Source organism: Acidobacteriota bacterium (assembly GCA_039028635.1).
GTDB lineage: Bacteria > Acidobacteriota > Thermoanaerobaculia > Multivoradales > JBCCEF01 > JBCCEF01.
Genome location: JBCCHV010000036.1, coordinates 31,147 through 51,153, shown reverse-complemented (window position 1 = coordinate 51,153; position 20,007 = coordinate 31,147). Strand labels below are relative to the sequence as shown.

The window sequence follows — 20,007 nt, the reverse complement described above, 5'->3', positions numbered from 1 at the left end:
CCGTGGACCGTTGTTCGACCGAGATCGCCCCTCTTACGGAACCGCTCGGGAGTCGGATGAATCGCCCATCGCCTTTCGATTCACAACGCTTCCGCGCTTAGCGTTGATAGAAGGACTGTCCGATCGGTCCCTCGTAGGTCGAACCCCTCCCCCAGGACCCGTCGCCCCCTGCGGCGACTCAGCGCAAAGGAGAATCCATGTTGCGCCCCACCTCCCCACTCACCCTCGTCACCCTGTGCGTCGTCTTCATCCTGGCGAGCGTAGGCTCGGCCCTGGCGACCTCGATCCCGGTCGCGGAGAAGCCTCAGGAAGAGGAGCCCCGTGCCCCCGGCCGCCTCGCCGGCAGCGCCTACGCCGTCGGCAATGCCGCCTGGGACGGCGCCCTGGTCATCGAAGTGATCTCTGCCGAGGGCCTATTCGCCGCCAGTGCCGCCAGCGACGCCGATGGCGCCTATGCCGTGCCGAGCCTCGCCGAAGGTCACTATGTGGTGGTGGCCAAGGACGCCGCCAGCGGTGCCTCGGCGTCTTATCAGGTCGACATCGCCAGTGGCCTCGAGACCCGACTCAATTTCATCCACGATGACCGGCGCAGCGACTCCTTGATCGCGGCACCGGCGGCCTTCATCCTGCGCGACGGCGACCCCAGCCCCGACCCGATGCGCGACGGAGTGGTCGACCTGCGCGACCTCGAGTTCGTGCGCAGTGAGCGCGGTGCCGTCACCGACAAACCCACCGACGACGCCGACCTCAACGACGACGGCCGGGTCGACGACCAGGACATCGCCATCGTGCGCTCATCCTTCGGCCGTGCGGCCCTCACCCTCGGAACACCCTTCTCCGCCGATGTCCAGCCCGGCGGCAGCGTTTGCACGCTGGCCAACGGCGCCATCGAGATCCGCTCCCTCGCCGGACACACCACCGGCTCCCTGGTCGAGCTCGAAGGCGGCGTGGTGCGGCTGGTGGTTTCCGATGACAGCGGCGTCGCCACCTCGGAGCAGCTCGGCGCGATGACCTTCGACGACGATCCCGCGGCCCCGTCCTTCATCGACGTGTCGCTCGCCGATGGTCGGGTCGTGGGCGGCGAGATCGGCCTCAACGTCGACCTCGACGCCTACCCGGAGACCCTCGTCGGCAGCGGCAAGGTCGCCGGCGGCTACGTCGCCTTCCGGCCCGGCGGCTTCGAGCGCTATCGCCTCACCGGCATCGAGGGCAGCCTGGCGGTCGGCGCCACCACCGTCGCCTACGCCTGCGACGAAGGCAACGACAAGAAGGAGGACAAGGCCTGCGAGACCAAGCAGGAGCCGCGCGGCTCGGCCCTGTGCAGCTTCGGCGGCACCGCCTGCAAGACCGATGGCGCCGACTGCGCCAAGAACGGCGGCTGCAAGACCTGTCGCAATGCCATCGTCACCTACTACCACCCCAACGACCCCACCCGGCCGATCGGCAAATCCTGCAACGGCTGTAGCTGTTTCTAAGGGCGAGAGAACGAGGGGGCTCGACCGAGCCCCCTCTTCCAATTCCGACGGAAAGCGCCTAGAAGAACGGCAGGATCTCGAACCCCACCACCTCGCTGCGTACGGTTCCGGCGGTCACCGGATCGGTGATCTCGAACTGCACGAACCACACCTGGCCGATCAGCGAAAAGTTGTAGGGGATGGCGATGGTGGCGCCGATCAAGCCGTGCCCCGAAGGGCCGACCTTGCCCACCGCCGGCACCACCTGGGTGGTCGGGCTGAGCCAGAACTGCCCACCGCCCAAGGGGATCACCGGATCGCCGAAGGAGCGTACCCCGACCCGCAAGGTGCCGAAGAGGTCCTGCTCGGCGACCAGCGGTGGGTTGTCGGGATCGATCTCGACTCCCAGCATGAGGGTCAGGATGGGGTTGCCGATGAAGGAGTCCGGCGGCGTGAAGATCGGGCGCAAGGCACTGCCGTCGGCGAAGGTCTCCGGGAAGCCATAGCGCCGCATCGCCCGCATCGCCCAATGATCGGTGGTGCCGGTGCCGGATTCCCGCGCCACGTAGGAGTCCCCGATCACGATCGGTGCGGTCAGGTTGACGGTGGTCCGATCGTCGCCGCTCGCCAAGCTCCCGAAGCCGCGCACGAAGCCTGATTCGAGATGCACGATCTCGAAGGACAGGGGCGAGGTGACGGCACTCGGGGACACCACGTCGAGGCTGAAGGAGCCCTCCGAGACGGTCGCCGAATCGATGATCATGTCCGGTGAGATATCGCCGTCGAGCCAGTCCCAGAGGTGATTGACGATGTTGCCGGCGGTGCCGGTGAGCGCACGCCCCTGGGTGGTGTAGTCCGGATGGGGACCGAGGTAGACGTGGCCGGGATCGAAAGCCGGATTGGTACCGCTGGGCCAGACCAGATCGAGATAGCGGTCCCGCGCCGTGTTGAGGGCTCCGACGTCGGCCTTGACGGCCCAGGTGGCGTAGGTCTGCGGCAAGCTCCCGAAGCCGTTCCAGAAGGCCCGCCAGATCTTCTTCTTGTTGCCGTCCAGGAGATAGAGATAGGACGAGTTCTCGTCATAGACGACGCCGGTGAAGTCGGAGCCCGCGGCGATGTACTGGCTCGACTCCGACAGGTTGCCGAAGAAGTCCGCCGTCCAGTGCTCGACGATGCCGGCACCGAAGCTTCCCGCACGCCGTCCGGCAACCAGGAACGAGCCGTCGGAGAGGCGATGGTAGTCCCCCGGCACCCCGACCCCGGTCTGGGCTTCGTTGCCGGCGCCGTCGTGCAGCAGGCCGGAGGCGCTCACCGACGAGCTCAGGGGACCGCTGTCCGCCAAGGCCCGGGTCGAGCGCAGAATCGGGTACGGAAGGTAGGGCACGTGGTCGACCGGCCGAGGATTGATGGTCGGCGTTCCAGGGGCGATGACGATCGGCGACTGGGCCGCCAGCGATCCAGCGACCAGTCCGGCGATAACGATGACGTAGGGCAGGATTCGACGCGTGGTGGTCATCACTTGCACCCCCCGGGTTGCTGCTTGTTGAGAGCGTCCTTGTGCTTCTGCCAACTGTCCTTGGCAGCCTCGGCGTCCTTGATGCGATCCTCGATCTTCTTCTTTTCGTCGGGATCCGTTTCCTTACCGGCGAGCGCCTCCAGAACCGCGATGTGGACACCCCAGGCATCGAGGGAACGGTTGACGATGCCGCACTTGTCCTTGAAGGACTGGCCCTTGCGCGGGTAGCTGTACTTCTGCGTCAAGCGCACTCCTTCGTGGGCGAGGAGCCCCGCCAGGCTGGCGTTGGCAGCACTGCCGGAACCGCCCAGCCACTTGTCTCCCAGCACCACGAACTCATTGCCCTCGCCCACCGCTTCTGTGCCCGAGACCTTCTTGCCGTCGTCGGCCTCCGGAGTGGTGAAGGCATCGTGCCCCTTGCGCTCGAGGGTCTTCTTGCGCAGCCGCGTCTCGTACTGACCGGTGTCGGGATTCTTCTTGCCCTTCTTGGCCTTGAGGGCGGCGTCGAGGGCCTTCTCCGCCTTCTTGCGATTGGGATCCTCTTCGTCCATCGCATCGACGGCGCAGTGGAGCGCGTCGAGGGCATCGCAGACATCCTGGTTGTCGCCGCCCGAGAGCGGGCTCCCGGGGGGCGACTCCTGGGCCCCGACAAGACCTGGAGAGAGCACCAAAAGCGCCAGGAAGAAAAGGTATGGACCGCGCTTTCTCGGCCCGGCGGATGGGTCGCTTCGCATCATGAGTCCTCCGTCCTGCCCCGCGAGGCGAGCGGCGACCACGTCGCGTATTTCGGGCGTTCGAGTTGTGGGTACCTATTCCTAGAAGCGCCATTGGTGATCGGAAGCAACAGGCGAATGCACGACTCTCCGTTAGGCTTGGAAGAAACCTTTCCGATTGCGAGCCAGGAGATGATGAGGAAACCCGCGACCCCTTCGACCCCGAATCCGCCGCCACTTCGCCGACGCCCGACCTCGTCCACCCGATGGCTCCTGTCCTGGATGGCGATCACCCTCGCTCTCGGCTGCCTGCCGGGAGCGTCACCAGCAGCAGCCTCGGAAGCTAAGCTCGCCGAGCGCTTCGGCCGGCTGGCCCTCGACTGCGTGCATCGCGAGTACCCCAACAAGATCGCCCACGTGCTGCAGGGGGATGAGGACGCCAAACCACCGCGGCGCCTGACACCGGCCTTCTACGGTTGCTACGACTGGCACTCGGCGGTCCACGGCCATTGGTTGCTGGCGCGCCTGGCCCGCACCGTGCCCGACAGCCCCTTGGCGGAGCCCGCTCGCCAGGCCCTCGCCAAGAGCTTGACGCGAGATCACATCGCCATCGAGGTGGGCTACCTTTCGGGTGCGGGCAGGGTTTCCTTCGAGCGCCCCTACGGACTCGCCTGGCTGCTGCAGCTCGCCGCCGAGCTCGACGAGTGGCAGGACCCGGCGGCGCAACGCTGGCGGCAAGCCCTGCTACCCCTCGAAGCACTGGCGGCAGAGCGCCTGAAGGAGTGGATCCCGAAGCTCACCTACCCGATCCGAGTCGGCGAGCACTCGCAGACGGCCTTCGCCTTCGGCCTGGTCCTCGACTGGGCGCGCATCACCGGCGACGACGAGATGGTGACGCTGCTCGAGCGCCGCATCGGCGAGCTCTACGGCGCCGACCAGAAATGTCCCCTGGCCTATGAGCCGTCGGGCCAGGACTTTCTCTCACCCTGTCTCGCCGAGGCCGATCTCATGCGGCGGATCCAGCCGCCGGCGAAGTTCGCCGGCTGGCTGACGCGATTCTTGCCGGGCCTCGGCGCCGCCACCGCCGGTGGTTGGATCGAGCCCGCCGTGGTCAGCGATCCGGAGGATCCCAAGCTGGCCCATCTCGACGGACTCAACCTCAGCCGAGCCTGGATGCTCGACGGCATGGTCTCCGGGCTCGCCGACGACGACCCGCGCCGTCCCACGCTGGAGAGGGCCGCGCGAGCCCATCGTGACGCCGGCCTCGCCGCGGTCACCGGCGCCCACTACGAGGGCGGCCACTGGCTAGGCAGCTTCGCGATGTACCTGGTGACCGAACGCGGCCTCGCCGGGCGATCGCAGGAGCGGCCGGCGGCGCAATAGCGAATGCCAGCGTTGGCCCACTGCCAACTCCGTCGACGGGCGCGCAGACTGCGCGAATCCGCGCAACACGAAGCGCGCAACCTGCGCGTCACCGCCCCTTCGGCGCGATCCCGAGTCCCGCGACCGACCGGCAGCGGCGGCATCGGGCCCCAGTCGCAGATCTGGCAGGGGTCTTGCTCTCGCTACTCAACGTGCAGCGACCTTCGATGAGGCAACCGTGACCGATCGACCCCAGGACGAGACCCGCACCATCGCCGACCTCGCGGACCGGCGAGCTCCCGAAGGGCAGCCACAGGTCGCCCGGGCCAGTTTGCTGGGTCGGTACCTGATCCTCGATCCGATCGGTCAGGGCGGCATGGGGCGGGTCTATGAGGCCTACGACCCAGAGCTCGATCGCAAGGTCGCGATCAAGGTCCTGCGCCATCGCGGGGCGGCTGCCGACCAGGCCCGGCTGCAGCGCGAAGCCCAGGCCACGGCCCGTCTGTCACACCCCAACGTGGTCACCGTTCACGACGTCGGCCTGGCCTCCGGCCGAGTCTTCATGACCATGGAGCTACTCTCCGGCCAGCCCCTCGACCAGTGGATCGACAGCGGTCCCCGCAACTGGAAGGAGACCGTGCGGGTCTTCCTGCAGGCCGGTCGCGGTCTCGCCGAGGCTCACCGGGCCGGCGTGGTCCATCACGATTTCAAACCCAGCAACGCTTTCCTCGGCGAAGACGGGCGGGTTCGGCTGCTCGACTTCGGCGTCTCCGAGGCGGTCCTCCCCGGCGGGGCCTCGGCAACGCCCACATCGACCCACGGCGGCACTTCCGGCTACATGGCTCCGGAGCGCCGCGCCGGCCACGGCGTCGACGCCCGCAGCGACCAGTACAGCTTCAGCGCTTCCCTCCACCTGGCCCTGCTCGGCAACCTGCCGCGGGAGCCGCGGGAAACCGACCGCAGGCGCCTGCCGAGGGCCCTGCGGCCGATTCTCGACCGCGGCCTCACCGAGCATCCCCAGGACCGCTACTCGTCCATGGAGGACCTGCTCACCGCCCTCGAAGGCACGGTGCGCTCGCGCCACTGGATCGGCGTCGCCGCGGCCGCCCTCCTGGCGAGCGCTCTGCTGCTGCTGCCGCGAGGGTCGGGCCAGACCTTGTGCGCCGAAGGGCCCGCCGAACTCGAGCCGGTGTGGAACGCCGATCGCCGAGGCAAGCTCGAGAACACCCTCGCGGGCCAAGGCGACCACCACCACGCCCGCGGCATCCTCGGGCTTCTCGATCGCTTCGCCGCGAGCTGGACCGAGGCCTACGGCGAGACTTGCCGCGCCACCCACGTCGCCGGCCACCAGTCGGCGGACCTGCTCGATCTCCGGATGACCTGCCTGGCCAGCCGCCGCGACGACTTCGATGCCGTCATCGCCGCCCTCGAAGGCATCGATCCCAACGCCGTGAGCCGCGCCGTCGGCGCGGTGGCGGCGCTGCCCAGTCTCGACGCGTGCGCCGACACCGAAGAGCTCTTGGCGCTGCCGCCCATGCCCTCCGACCCGCAACGGCGCCTGGCCCTCGAAGCGCTGAGAAAGGACCTCGCCCTGGCCCGCGCCGACCGGCAGTTTCGCCAATCCCCGGAGCTCGATCACGCCGCCGAGCTCGTCGCCCGCGCCGAAGAGCTCGGATACGCCCCGCTGATCGCCAGAGCCCACCTCGGGCGCGCCGTTCTGCTCGACGAGCACCTCGCCGATGCGGAACGCGCTCCGCAGGCCTATCGCCGCGCCCTCGCCAGCGCCTTCGCGGCGCGCAGCCAGCGCCTCGCAGCCCAGGCTCTGATCGGCCTGGCCGATTTCTCGGGCCAAGTGGCCGACGACTTCGCCAGCGCGGCGGAGTGGGCCGAGCTCGCCCAGGCCGTGGTCGCAGGACTCGGAGCCGAAAAGCATCCCGATGTGGCGGCCGACCTCGAGAACGCACTCGGCATTCAAGCCTGGAAACGCGGCGAAGTTTCGCGCGCTCGGGAGCACTTCCTGGGCGCCCTGGAAGCCACCCAACAGGCCTTCGGCGAGACCTCCCCTCGCCTGCGCCAGGTGCTCAACAACCTCGGCGCTCTCACCGTCGACGATCCCCTCGAAGCGCTGCCCTACCTCGAGCTCTCGATCGCCGTCGAGGAGGCGACCTTTGGCCCGGACTCCTGGAGCCTCGGTCCGGCCCTGGTGAATCTGTCTTCGATCTACGCCGAGCTGCAGCGCTACGACGAGGCCCTCGCCGCCTGCCGCCGCGCCGAAGGGGTGCTGCTGCCGGTCCACGGGGAGGACCATCCCTACCTGATCTATCCCCGCCTGCAGGAAGGCCTGATCCACGTTGCCGAGGAGCGCAGCCAAGCCGCTCGGACCGTTCTCGAGCCGCTCGCGAGCAGCGCCGAAAAGAGCCTCGGGAAGGGCCATCCGATCCTCGCCCAGGTGCTCCAAGGGCTGGCCGACGCCCATCTCTTGGCGGATCAGCTCTCGGACGACCAGCTCGCCACCGCCGAATCGCTCCTGCTCGAGGCCCAGGAGATCGCTGTGGCGCTGCCGCCGGACCATCCCAACCGGGCCTCGGTGGCGATCAGCTTGGGACAGCTCCGGCTGGCTCAAGGTCGCCATGGCGAGGCCCGAAGCCTGTTCTCCTCGGCCCTCGAGAAACTCGACGGCAGCGGCCGGCGCGAGCATCTCCGAGCCGCCCTCGGCCTGGCGCGCTCGCTGCTCGCGGCGGGCCGGCGACAAGCCGCCGTAAAGGCCCTCGAAAGCACCCTCGATCAGCTCCATCAACCGGACCCGAGACTGCTCGCCGCAGCCCATTTCACCCTTGCCCGCGCCCTCTGGAACGACGATCCGGAACGCGCCCTGGAGCTCGCCGAGGAGGCGCGACAAGCATCCCGAGAATGGCAAGGTCCCGGCGCCGAAAGACACCAGGCCATCCAGCAGTGGCTGGCCACCAGGAACCCCTCATGAAGCCATCATCGGTCTTCCGCCTCGTCGCCGAGGATCCGCAGAGAACCCTCTCCCTGGTCCTCTCGCCGGGCTCCAACTCCCTCGGATCCGATCCCTCGAATCGCCTCGTCCTGACCGATGCCGGCGTTTCGCGGCGCCAGGCCACCTTGGTCGTGGAGGGCGACAGCGTGTTGGTGATCGACCGTCAGAGCAAGAATGGCACCTACATCGACGGGCGCCCGATCTCGAGCGCCGAGCTCTTGCCCGGTGAAACCGTCGCCTTCGGACCGGTCGAGCTGCGCCTCGAGCGGGTCGCCAAGGACGACGTCGAGCTCGGACTCGCCCTCGCCGCCCCCGAGAGCGGCCCGAGAACCGCAGCCGGCACCACCGCCTTCGCCCAGCCTCCCAAGGATCCTCGCCTCGACTACTGGCTGGGCCTGATCCGCCGCTTCACCACCACCCTCGCCGAGCGAGGCGCCGGGGCAGCCCTTGGAATGGCTCAGGACGAGCTCGGTTGCTCCGCCCTCGCACTCCTCGATCCGCACTCGGGAACGGTGCTCGCGGCCTGCGGCGATACCAGGAACCTGGCCCGGCGGGAGACCACGGAGAAGAGTCTCGATCGACGACAACGGTTCCGCACCAGCGCCGACAGCACCCACTACTTCGATGCCATCGACGGCGGCTTCGTCGAGCTCGTGGCGCTGGGAGATTTTCCCTACCGCGAGTCCAGCGAGGAGCTCTTCAGCACCCTGCTCACCCTCTGCCTGGTGCTTTCTCAGGAACCCGCCGTCGGCGTTTCCTGGGGAGCCCACCGAGCTCTGCCGTTGACCTTCCCACCAGGCTACATCGCGGGAGCCTCGCCGGCCCTCGAAGCCCTCCACGGAGAGCTTCATTCGGCCAGCCAAAGTCACCTGCCCACCCTCATCATGGGCGAGACCGGCACCGGCAAGGAGCTCACCGCTAGAACCCTTCACCTGTCGTCCCCACGCCGTCACCAGCCCTTCGTCGTGATCAACTGCGCGGCCATCCCCCACGAGCTCCTCGAGGCCGAGCTGTTCGGTATCGGCGATCGCGTCGCGACCGGCGTGGCGGCGCGGCGCGGCAAGTTCGAAGAGGCCAACGGCGGCACGCTGTTTCTCGACGAGATCGGCGACACCCCGGCTGCGCTGCAGGCCAAGCTGCTGCGCGCCCTCCAGGAGCAGCGCATCGAGCCCCTGGGTCGGCCCTCACGGGCGATCGATGTTCGGCTGGTGGCGGCGACCAACGCCGATCTGGCGGACTTGATGAAGCGCGGCGAGTTTCGCCGCGATCTCTACTACCGACTCGCCGGCATCGTGCTGCGGCTGCCACCTCTGCGCGACCGCCGAGAAGACATCCCGCTGCTGATCCAGACCTTCCTGCAGCGCACCACAGAAGATCTCGGCAAGCCGATCCTGGGCGTCACGGTGGCGGCTCTCAACCGTTTGCTGGCCCACGACTGGCCCGGCAACATTCGCCAGCTCGAGCACGAAGTGCAACGCTTGGCACATCACTGTCCGGCGGCGGAAGCCATCACCTTGGCGATGGTCTCTCCGGAGCTCCGCGAGGGCCAGGAGCACCCACCCGAGGCGACCGCCCCGACCTCTGACGAGACCCCTTCGGCCGCAGCCTCCGAGAACACCTCGCCGGACCTCGATCTCGAAGCCCTCGAGCGCGAAGCCATTCTGCGGGCCATGAGGCGCACCCGTGGCAACCAGGTCGCCGCCGCCAAGCTACTCGGCCTGTCCCGGCACCAGCTCCGCCGACGCCTCGCCCGCCACGGCATCGACAAGCTCTGAGAACGGGTCGACAAAAAAGGGCCGTGCCCGGGCAGGGCACGGCCTGGCAGGCCAACTCGCGGAGGACGAACCCGGCCGCGGGTCGGAAAAATCTACGGCACCGAGAAAGGCACCTCGGTGGACCACCTGGGGTTGCCGCACGCGTCGAAGGCCTTGGCCCGCACGACGTGGCTTCCGGAGGCAGCGAGCCAGTTGTAGGCGTAGGGGGCGTCCGTGTCAGTCCGCACCAGCGTGCCGTCGACATAGAACTCCACCCGATCGATACCGCCAGCATCGGAGGCCGAGGCCCGGAACAGCACCCGGCCCGTCGGCGAGGGCTCGAGCACCGCATCGGGCAGCGGCACCGTGATGCTCACCTGGGGCTGAGTGTTGTCGTCGGTACAGGGGTCTGGTACCTCGACCGAGAACGGCACCGCCGCCGATAGGCGCTCATTGCCACAGGCGTCGAAGGCCTTCGCTCGAAGCGAGTGAGCCCCTGCCGTCGCCAGCCAGTTGTGGGCGTAGGGATGGGTGTCGTCACTCCACACCACCTGACCGTCGACCCAGAACTCCACTCGGTCGATGCCGCCGGCGTCGCCGGCGTCGGCTCGGAACAGGACCCGCCCCGTCGCCGACGGCTCGAGCACCGCATTCGCCACCGGCAAGGTGACCGCCACCGTCGGCTGCGTGCCATCCGCCGAGCACGGATCGGGATCCGTCACGGTGATCGGCACCGCCACCGACAGGCGCTCATTGCCGCAGGTGTCGAAGGCCTTGGCCTGCACCGAGTGCGAGCCCGGCGTCGCCAGCCAGTTGTGCCCATAAGGTGCCGTGACGTCGGTCCACACCGGCGCCCCATCGACCCAGAACTCCACCCGGTCGATGCCCCCGGCGTCGTCCGCCGCGGCCCGCATCAGGATGCGGCCGGTCGGGCTCGGCTCGAGGCTCTGGTGCGCTGCCGGCTCGGTCACCGAAACCGTCGGAGCCGTGTCATCGCCGCTGCAGGGGTCCGGATCCGAGACGGTGAAGGTCACCGCCGGCGAGAGCTCGGAGTTGTCGCAGGCGTCGAAGGCTTTCACCTGCAGCGAGTGCGGTCCCGGCGTCGACAACCAGTTGTGGGCATAGGGCGCCGTCGCGTCGCTCCAAACCGCCACACCATCGACCCAGAACTCCACCCGGTCGACGCCGGAAACGTCGCTCGCCTCGGCACGAAGCAGCACCCGACCGGTGGCCGACGGTTCGACAGTTTGGCCTGCCAGCGGCAGGGTGACATCGCTGTCCGGGCCGAGGACGTCGCCGCTGCAGGAGTCACCACCGGCCACCGTGAAGGTCACCGCGGGCGACAGCCTTTCCTGATCGCAGGCATCGAAGGCCTTGGCGCGTACCGAGTGAGCCCCCGGCGTCGCGAGCCAGTTGTGCGCAAAGGGATGGGTGAAGTCGGTCCACACCCGGCTGCCGTCGACCCAAAACTCCACCCGATCTATGCCGGCCATATCAGAGGCCTCGGCCCGCAACAGCACCCGGCCGGTCGGCGAAGGTTCGAGCTCTTGCCCGACCAGTGGCAATGTGACCACCACTTCCGGCGAGGTCGAATCGGTGGAACAGGACCCGGGCTCGGTGGCCACGAAGCGCACTTCCGAAGACCAGGCGAATTCATCGCAACGATCGAAAGCCCTCGCCTTCACCAGGTGAGGTCCGAGGGTCGCGAGCCAGTGATGGGCGAAGGGCGCCGTCGAATCGGTCCAGACGTGCACGCCGTCGACCCAGAACTCCACCCGACCGACACCGCTCTCGTCGCTGGCGGCGGCGCGCAGCAGGACTCTGCCCGTATCCGAGAGCTCGACCTCGCTCTGCGCCGCCGGCAGGGTGACGGCCACGGTCGGCGGCCCGGCCTCGGCACCACACTCGCCGGAGCCCGCCTCTTCCACCGTGAAGGACACCGCCAGCGACGTGGCGTTGCGCTCGCACGAGTCGTAGGCCCGCGCCTGAACCGTGTGGCCGCCCAGGGGGGCCGGCCAGTTGTAGCCGTAGGGTGCCGTCGAGTCGGTCTTCTTCAACTCGCCATCGACCCAGAACTCGACGCGATCGATGGTGCTGTCGTCGCTGGCAGCGGCGCGCAGAGTGAAGCGCCCATGCTCGTTGGCGACCACCGAGTCGCCCGCTGCCGGTTGTGTGACCACCACCTCCGGGCTCTCCTGATCGGCGCCACAGCCGGCCGAAACGGAGACCATCGGCGACCAGTGCTCGTTGCCCAGCGTGGTCACCGCCCGCGCCTGCACCGTGTGGTCGCCCCAGGCCGGGGTCCACAGCCAGGCGAAGGGATCGTCCGGATCGTCGGCGAGCATCTGCCCGTCGACGAAAAGCTCGACGAGCTCGAGCGCGTCGGGATCGTCCGCCGCCACCACCACCGGCACTTCCTGCTCCGGCAGCAGATCGCTGCCATCGCTGGGGTGAGTGATGACGATGGGCGATGAGCCGTCATCGGGAACGATGAACCGAAGCGGTGGCGTCGAGCTGGCTCGGCCGCACCGATCGCTCGCCAGGGCGACGACCCGGTGAACCCCTGGTCGGTTGATCGGCCAGTTGTAGCCGTAAGGGGCATCGTCATCGATGGCGACTCGCTGCTCGCTCCCCTGATCGACGGTGAACGTGACCTGATCAATGCCGCTGGCATCCTCGGCCGAAGCTCGAATGCGAACACGATTGCCATCTCGAATGGTGACGATCTCGCCCTCGAAGGGCTCGATCAACCGCACCACCGGCAGCACGACATCGGAGGCGCAGTCCACCGGTTCACCGGCCTCGACGGCAAACTCCACCTCCGGGGTAATCGCCGAGTTGGCACAGCGATCGGTCGCCCGCAGGATGATGCGCTGGGTCCCCTCCAGTAGCGGGAAAGCCAGCGAGTAGGGCGGGCTGTCGACCCTCCCGAGCTCGACACCCAAGACCACGAAGCTCACCTCCTCGATTCCGCTCTCGTCATTCGCCTGCCCGCGCAGGGTGACCCTGCCGCCGGCGTTCTGGACCAGGGTCGCCCCCTCCATCGGCCGAATCAGGCGCACCTCCGGCGGAGTCGAGTCCTCGGCGCAGGCGTCGTCGCGCCCCACCACCTGGAAACGGATGACCTCGGAATCGCGCTCATTGCCACAGCGGTCGCGGGCGCGCACGAAAAGCTCGTGAAAGGACGGAGCAGCATCGCTCCCTACCTCGAAGAAGACGCTGTACGGATAGGAGGCGTCCACCGCCACCCGCCGGCCATCGACGAAGAACTTGGCGTTCTTCACTCCGGAGGGATCGGACACTCCGGCGGTCAAGCGAACTCGCCCGTTGGCATCGGATACCAGCCGCTGGCCATCGACGGGCTGTTGCAGAACGATCCGGGGCGCCTCCTCGTCGCCATCGGCGCACCCCAGGGCCGTTTCCACCGAGAACGAGACCGGTTCCGATTCGCGCACGATTCCGCGGTCGCTGGTGACTCGCGCCATCACCGTGTGAGGCCCGACTTCGAGGCCGACACTGAATCGATAGGGCGCCGTCCGTTGCCGACCGATAAGCGTCTCACCGGCATCCGTGAACTCGACGAGATCGACGGCTTCCAATCCCACGGCATCACCGGCCGCCACCTCGACCAGGACTCGGCCGCTCGAATCTCTCGGCACCACGGCCCCTTCGACCGGCGAAACGATGCGGACGTTGGGAGCGATCGAGTCGCACTCCAGCCGAATCACCTCGAGGCTCGGTCGATCCCCCAAGATGTCGCTACGGGTCGGGGTGACGAAACAGTGCGGATAGTCGCCCTGATTGGTGATCCGCACCTCGTAGAGGTTGGCGGCCGGCATCGCCTCGGGGAACTCGAAGCCGCCATTGCCGGAGACGATGGTCGAGGTCGCCAAATCGAGCTCCGGCAAGTAGAGGCCAACCCCCACCGTGTCGCCATCCTCGAGCCCTTCGGCCCTGCCGGTCAGGGTGAAGGACTGTCCACAGCCCTCCGGATCGAGACACTGGCAGTTGAACTCGGCGAGAAAATCACCCGGCCCCATCCGCCCGGAGACCGTGGCGTCGAGGGTCGTTCCATCGGAGCTCTCGGTGGCATCGCAGGACCGAGTCTGCCCTGCGGTGTTGGTCAAGTCACTCAATCGAACGTGGACCGTGAACCCGGTCGGACAATCCAGCACGGGAAAGAAGGCGTTATCGCTCACGGTGACTCGCTCACTCATGTTCGAGAACGGAGCATCGCCAAAGCACGAGGCCTCGAGGATGGCGTGCTCGCCGGGAGCCACGTGGTGAACCACGGCGTGCACGGCGGGTAGATTCGCCGGGCAGATCTCGCCGTAGTTCGAACAATGACAGGCCTTGAATCGATCGACGATCTCGCGAAGGTCTTCCAAGACATCGTCAGTCAGAAGGACGTCGCAAAGAGCAGCTCCGAGAATGGAGACGACACATCCCTTGAAGGCCCTCAAGTCGAGCGCTGCGGAAGGACAACTCAGGAAGGCACCGTAGTGGGCCAACAGACAGGCGGCCCCGGGTAAAGTCAGCCCTTCGAAATAGGTGTCGAGGTCCTGGCAATATCGCGGCAAACACTCGGTTTCGAACGAGGGCTCGGTACAGGAAACATCGGGGTCCTCGCTGGGGTTGTAGACCTCTTCGACCACGCCTTCCACACCAAAGGCGATCCTGGCATTCGCCGGAATGTTGCCGATGAAGAGTCCCGGAAAATCGAGGTAGAAGTCGATCTCGAGGCGGAATGAACCGTTGAGGTCGGCTCCCGTGTGATCTGCCCGCAAGGCACCCTCGAACTCGTAGAGCGAAGTAAAGTACTGGGACTCATTTCCGATGGGTGGTCGGGGAGAGGTCCAAGACCAGATCAAGCCCTGGCCACGCGAAATCCTTGCGTTGAAGTCGGAAATCTCGGGACCGCTCGGAGGCCCCGGGTCTTCGGTGAGGGTGAAGCGAACGCTTCGAGGTAGCGACTGAATCGTTCCGAGATCGGCGGTCGGCGAGTTGAGCTCGACCCCATCGACCTTGATCTGCACGTAGGGTGTGTCGAACTCCGCCACTCGCAGCTCGAACTTGCCCTCCCGTGGATTGACGGCATTGCTCCGCACCTCCACGAAGGCTCGGAACTCGGCGTTGGGATCGGCACCCCGAGCATCGAACTTGATCGCGAAGGTCGAGGCCAGCTGGGGATCCGGCCGAATCAAGAGGGTGTTGGGAACCCGATCGATACTGAAGCGATCATCGCCGGTCAGCTCGATGGCTGCGGCCGAGTCGAGGAGAAGATCTTCGGTGCCTTTGTTCTTGATCTCGAACTCGGCGATGATCTCCGGCTCGCCATCGTGAAAAATCTCGAACAGGCCACCGGTCTGACCGCTGGCGTCCCGAATTTCGATGTTCGGTCCCGGGCAGTCGGCGGTGCAGGCGGCCTCGAGCTCGATGCGTCCCCGCAGCGATCCAAGGCGCAAACCGCCGCCCTCCGGGCTCACCGCCACGGACCCATCGAATCGGCCGGTTTCAGTCCCGCCGCCGAGAGTCAGCTCGAAATCCATGCTCTCTTCTCGCCCCGGACGGATATTCAAAGGGCAACGCTCGAAGAGTCGGCCGGAAACGCCGCGCGGCGACTGCTCCGAGTAGGTGATGCCCGAACAAGGGATCGAAAGATCCGAAGAGACACCGAGGTTGCGAATGACGAGCTCGTAGTCCAACACCCTCGGAAGCTCGTCAGAGTTGAGCTGCTCGGTTCCAAAGTTCGAAACCCGGCGGCCGGACGAGTCGGTGAAGAACACGTCGAGCCTGTTGACTTCCTCGACCTCGATCTGCAAGCGCAGACGAGCCACCCGGGTGGGCAATCCGTTTGGCCGGACAACGACCTCGAGGTCAAAAAACCCGGCCGTCAGACGGCGAGAGAATTTCACCGGGATCGTGATTCGGTCCCGCTGTCCGGGAGCGATCGCCGTGTTACAGGGAAAGAGCGTTGACGTCGCATCCACGCCATCGGCGGTTCCCGAGGTCCTCAGGGAATTGCCGAATCCACAGGGGAGGGTGAGATCTTCAGCGCCGCGATTCTCGAGCACCGCCGTATAGGTGCGGGTGGTGGGCAGCTCCGCCTGGTGAAATCTCAGCCGGTCAATCGCACCCGGACCGAAGCCCTCGAAGGAAACCGAGTAGTCGGCGGCAGCGGCCTTCGGTGCCAGCCCGACGATGGAAAAATGAAACTCCCCCCGATCGGTCATGAAGGACAGGTCGACGCGGAACTCGTCGAGCGGCGCCAGGCCTTGGCGCGTCGCGCTACCCACCGTCGCCTCGAGCATCAGTCCGCGCGCCGGCTCGAGGTCCACTCGCTCCGTCGGCGCCTCCAGGTCGAAGGTGATCGGTCCGCGCACGTCGGTGACCTTGAAGTCGGAGACCGCCTCGGCCGCCGCTGAGCCCTGGCTGCGCTCGCCGGCTCCGACGCGGTTGATCACCGCGAAGCTCAGCTCCGATTGCCACCCGTAGCTGGGCAGCTCACCGACGTCCACCACCTCCCCGCTGCGCACCTCGGCGACTACCGGTTCATAGAGCTGCACCACAATCGTCGAAGCCGAAGGCTGCGGTTGGGCAACCACGCTGCCGGCCCCCAGGATCAGCACCCACAGCGTCAGCACCTGCAAGGTCCGGCCCCCTTGCGGCCAACCCCTAAACCCTCCACCATTTCCAACCGAACTCGAGACATTCATGGGGACCTCCTCATCGCAGGACGACGGTCGATTGATCAGTCACACAGGACCCTTCCTGCAAGCCCAGAAGAGCAAGTCCCCTGCCAATCGACTAGTACGTAGGTAAATCCCAACGAAAGAACAACTTACTGCTCATCGTGTCGGACGAAGAGTGCCACGAGGCGAGTCCTCCGAGCGCGCAAAACGCGCGCTAGCGCGCATCGTCCGGTCCAGGGACAGAGGGCGAACCACCGCCGACTACCGTGCCTGACGGATAAGTGGAGCACGCCGCCAGCTACCTACACCAACTCACCGGCGAGGTGTCTTTGGTGCGGCCTTGAAGGAGGTCGGGTTCCGGCTCGGCCTCGCCGAGCCCGCAGTGAGGCGAGGACTACCCTGGAAGGGCGCCGAGCGCCTAGTCGCGCTGTGCTTCGATCGCCGCCACCAGCCGATTCAAGCGCTCGAAGAAGGGACCATCGGCGATCTCGGGCATGACGTGCTCGCCATCGGGAACGATCTCGAGGCTGCTCTGGACGCCCTTCTCTTCCAGCAGTCGATGCCAGCGCTCCGAGCCCTCGCGCCAGTAGGTGTCGCGCTCGCCGACGATGAACTGCACTCGCACGCCGCGCAGACGTTCGAGTCGGTCTTCACTACCGCGGCCGGGCATGCCGGCGACGCCGGTGACCGAGAGAAACTGCTCCGGGTGATCCATCGCGACCTTGAAGATGGCGGCGCTGTTGGCGCTCCAGCCGGTGATGTGAAAGCCGCCCTGGCGCACCTTGTAGGTCTTGCGGAGCCAGTCGAGAACGGCCGTCTCGTCGCCGCGCCCCTCGAAGAAGGCGTGACTGGTGACGGTGATCCAGCCGGGCTGAGACGGCTCGCCCTGCCAGTAGTAGTCCCCGGGACCGACCAGCACCGAGTACTCGCGCTCGGGATCGAAGGCCGGCGGCTCGTGGACCTCGAGCTCGACCTTCTGACCGTTCGGGCCGGTGATCGAATGGCTCTCGGCGGCGGAGCCGCCGGCGACCGCGAGAGCGAACAAGAGCGCAGTGCAGGGGCCGAGCAGGAAGGACGGTCGCGATCGTGGCATGGCCCAGGTACGACCCGGCCCGCGGATTGTTGGGCCTGCCGACGGGCAAGCCCGATCTCGTCGCCAGATCTTCTCAGCGAAAGAGCGCCACGACGGCGTAGCCGACCAACAGCACCAGGGCCAGGCGATAGACCCACAGAACCGCCGGCCGAGGCGGCCCAGCGGCCGACCCGCCGAGCAGCTGCGGAGCCCGCCCCAAGGCCCCGAAGAGCAGCGTCAAAGCCACCGCCAGCAGGAGGGCCACGGGATCACCGGAACGCCACGACCGGGCAATGCCGAAGGCTGCCACCAGCAGCCCGAGCGAAAAGAGGGCGCGGAGAAACATCGCAACCGAGCTGTCGGGATCTTGGGTCATAGAGCGGGTCCGGCGAAGGACCCGAGTCTACTACCGGACCGATTCCCCGGCTGCCGTCGGCGCCGGCAAATCGAAGCTAATGGCAAGGCCGCCGGCAGCGCTTTCCTCGGCCCGCACCCGGCCGCCATGGGCTTCGACGGCGCGCCGCACGATCATCAATCCGAGGCCGACGGCGCCGGAACGGGGACGACGCGATCGATCGCCGCGGAAGAAGGGCTCGAACAACCGCTGCCGCTGATCCGCCGGCACTCCGGGACCGTGATCGCTGACCAGCAGCTCGACCCTGCCTTGCCAGAGCCGGCTGCTCACCACCACCGCACCGCCACCGGCGTAGCGGCGGGCGTTCTGGAACAGGTTGCGCAAGACTCGCGTCACCAGAGCAGCATCGCCGGACACGGCCATCGCCTCGGCGGCGAGATCGAGGACCAGCTCGAACTCCGCCCCCATCGCCGCCTCGTGCCAGGCGCCCTCGACCGCCGGGCCCAGCTCGAGGCGCTGCGTTTCGAGCGGTACGGCGTCGAGGTCGAAGCGACTCGCCAGCAGCACCTCGCCGACCAGATCGTTGATGGCGTCGACCTCTGCCTCGAGATCCTCCAGGCGTTCGGACGGCGCCTCCTCGCGCAACAGCTCGAGAGCCACCTTCATGCGGGCCAGCGGTGAGCGCAGCTCGTGGGAGACCCCGGCCAGCATCTCCTTTTGGCCGCGGACCATCTGCCGAATGCGATCCGCCATGGCATTGAAGCTGTCGCCCATGGCGGCGACCTCGTCGCGTCCGCGCACCGTCACCTGATGATCGAGATCGCCGGCGGCGATGCGATCCATCGACCGCCGCATGCGGCGCAGGGGGCTCGACAGATAGATCGCCACCGCCGCGATCCCGATCAGCGACGCCAGGGAGATGTTCAGAAGACCGCGACGGAAGGCGCGATGAAGCATCTGGGGACTCGGCCCGGCCGCGACGGCGACATGGGCGACGGTCCGGCCGGCGCGATCGATCGGGATGAGGATCTGCCCACCACCATCACCCACCAGGAGGCAGCGGCGCCCGTCGACCTCGAGAAAGGACGGTCGCTGGTACTGGCCCGAGTCCTCGCGATGAAGCCGATGTCCCCGGCGCGTCAGCACGATGGCGATCTCCTCGCCATCGAGCCCGCGGCCACGATCGAGGAGCGCCTCGATGGCGTGCGCCGTCTCCACGCCGGCCTGCGCCTGAACCCTCGCCATGGCGCCATGGAGGTCGTGGGGATCGTGCCCGAAGACATGGAAGAACAAGAACAGGACGCCGCTCAGCACGAGGGCCATGACCAGGGCGAAGAGCAGGCCGATCTTGATGGCGAGAAACAGAGTCCTCACGATGCCGCCGCCGGCCGCGCCAACAGGTAGCCGGCGCCGCGCACGGTCTTGAGCCAGCGCGGCCGCCGCGGATCATCGCCGAGCTTTTGGCGCAAGCGGCTGATGTGGACGTCGACGGAGCGGTCGTAGGCGGCCCAGCCGGGACCGTGGATGCGCTCCAAAAGGCGATCCCGGCTCTGCACCCGGCCCGCCCCTTCCATCAAGGCCCGCAAGAGGTCGAACTCGGCCGTCGTCAGCTCGACCTCGCGTTGGGCGAGAAAGACCCGACGGGAAGCCGCCAGCAGACGCAGTGGGCCGACCTCGAGGCAGTCTTCCTCTCGCTCCACGGCACCGTCCGTGCGCCTCAGGATGGCCTTCACCCGCGCCAGCAGCTCGCGCGGGTTGAAGGGCTTGGGGAGGTAGTCGTCGGCTCCCATCTCCAGCCCCACGATGCGGTCCGTCTCGTCCCCCCGGGCGGTCAGCATGAGTACCGGGACGCGGCTTTCCCGGCGCAATCGCCGGCACACTTCGAGGCCATCGAGGCCGGGAAGCATGAGATCGAGGACGACCAGCGCCGGCGGCTCGAGCAGCGCCACCTCGAGGCCGGCGAGGCCATCGTGGGCCGCCTCGACGAGAAAACCCTGAGGCGCGAGGTAATCGCGCGTCAGGGCGACCAGCTTCTCGTCATCGTCGATCATCAAGAGCCGAATCATGATCACCGCATCATGGCACGGG

General features: G+C 67.4%; 11 protein-coding genes. 4 read left to right on the top strand and 7 right to left on the bottom strand.

Going from position 1 to position 20,007, the window contains the following annotated elements; all coding sequences use genetic code 11:
* The first annotated feature begins 197 nt into the window (after positions 1–197).
* The gene (locus tag AAF604_15295) at positions 198–1,475 is read left to right on the top strand and encodes a hypothetical protein (GenBank protein ID MEM7051034.1); all 1,278 of its coding nucleotides are present in this window, start codon (positions 198–200) and stop codon (positions 1,473–1,475) included.
* Positions 1,476–1,533: 58 nt separating this feature from the next.
* Here the strand turns inward: AAF604_15295 and AAF604_15290 are convergent, their stop codons facing one another.
* Together AAF604_15290 and AAF604_15285 are read right to left on the bottom strand one after the other, a co-directional pair.
* Positions 1,534–2,970, bottom strand: coding sequence for a hypothetical protein (locus tag AAF604_15290; protein ID MEM7051033.1), 1,437 nt, complete (start codon positions 2,968–2,970; stop codon positions 1,534–1,536).
* Positions 2,970–3,707 (bottom strand): hypothetical protein, encoded by a 738-nt coding sequence (locus tag AAF604_15285; protein MEM7051032.1) that lies wholly within the window; start codon positions 3,705–3,707, stop codon positions 2,970–2,972. Before AAF604_15285 ends, AAF604_15290 begins: the two co-directional genes overlap by 1 nt.
* 168 nt (positions 3,708–3,875) lie before the next feature.
* Here AAF604_15285 and AAF604_15280 point away from each other — a divergent pair, with 168 nt between their 5' ends.
* The 3 genes from AAF604_15280 to AAF604_15270 all read left to right on the top strand — a co-directional run bounded on the left by AAF604_15280 (position 3,876) and on the right by AAF604_15270 (position 9,821).
* Complete coding sequence (locus AAF604_15280; GenBank protein MEM7051031.1) at positions 3,876–5,066, top strand: DUF2891 domain-containing protein; 1,191 nt, start codon at positions 3,876–3,878, stop codon at positions 5,064–5,066.
* A gap of 217 nt (positions 5,067–5,283) precedes the next feature.
* Positions 5,284–8,025: a serine/threonine-protein kinase gene (locus AAF604_15275; protein ID MEM7051030.1), complete on the top strand. Its 2,742-nt coding sequence runs from the start codon at positions 5,284–5,286 to the stop codon at positions 8,023–8,025.
* A complete protein-coding gene (locus AAF604_15270; protein ID MEM7051029.1) occupies positions 8,022–9,821 on the top strand; it encodes a sigma 54-interacting transcriptional regulator in 1,800 nt (599 codons plus the stop codon). The genes AAF604_15275 and AAF604_15270 overlap by 4 nt, the downstream gene beginning before the upstream one ends.
* A gap of 92 nt (positions 9,822–9,913) precedes the next feature.
* On the opposite strand, the gene AAF604_15265 is transcribed toward AAF604_15270, so the two are convergent.
* From AAF604_15265 to AAF604_15245, 5 genes are all read right to left on the bottom strand, one after another.
* Entirely contained in the window at positions 9,914–16,444 is a 6,531-nt protein-coding gene (locus tag AAF604_15265; GenBank protein ID MEM7051028.1) for an Ig-like domain-containing protein, read from the bottom strand.
* A 466-nt stretch (positions 16,445–16,910) separates the two neighbouring features.
* Positions 16,911–17,585 (bottom strand): hypothetical protein, encoded by a 675-nt coding sequence (locus AAF604_15260; GenBank protein MEM7051027.1) that lies wholly within the window; start codon positions 17,583–17,585, stop codon positions 16,911–16,913.
* 73 nt (positions 17,586–17,658) lie between these two features.
* Positions 17,659–17,940, bottom strand: a complete 282-nt coding sequence (locus tag AAF604_15255) for a hypothetical protein (GenBank protein ID MEM7051026.1) — start codon at positions 17,938–17,940, stop codon at positions 17,659–17,661.
* Between the two features lie 30 nt (positions 17,941–17,970).
* The gene (locus AAF604_15250) at positions 17,971–19,293 is read right to left on the bottom strand and encodes an ATP-binding protein (protein ID MEM7051025.1); all 1,323 of its coding nucleotides are present in this window, start codon (positions 19,291–19,293) and stop codon (positions 17,971–17,973) included.
* Positions 19,290–19,985: a response regulator transcription factor gene (locus tag AAF604_15245; GenBank protein ID MEM7051024.1), complete on the bottom strand. Its 696-nt coding sequence runs from the start codon at positions 19,983–19,985 to the stop codon at positions 19,290–19,292. The genes AAF604_15250 and AAF604_15245 overlap by 4 nt, the downstream gene beginning before the upstream one ends.
* Positions 19,986–20,007: the final 22 nt, after the last annotated feature.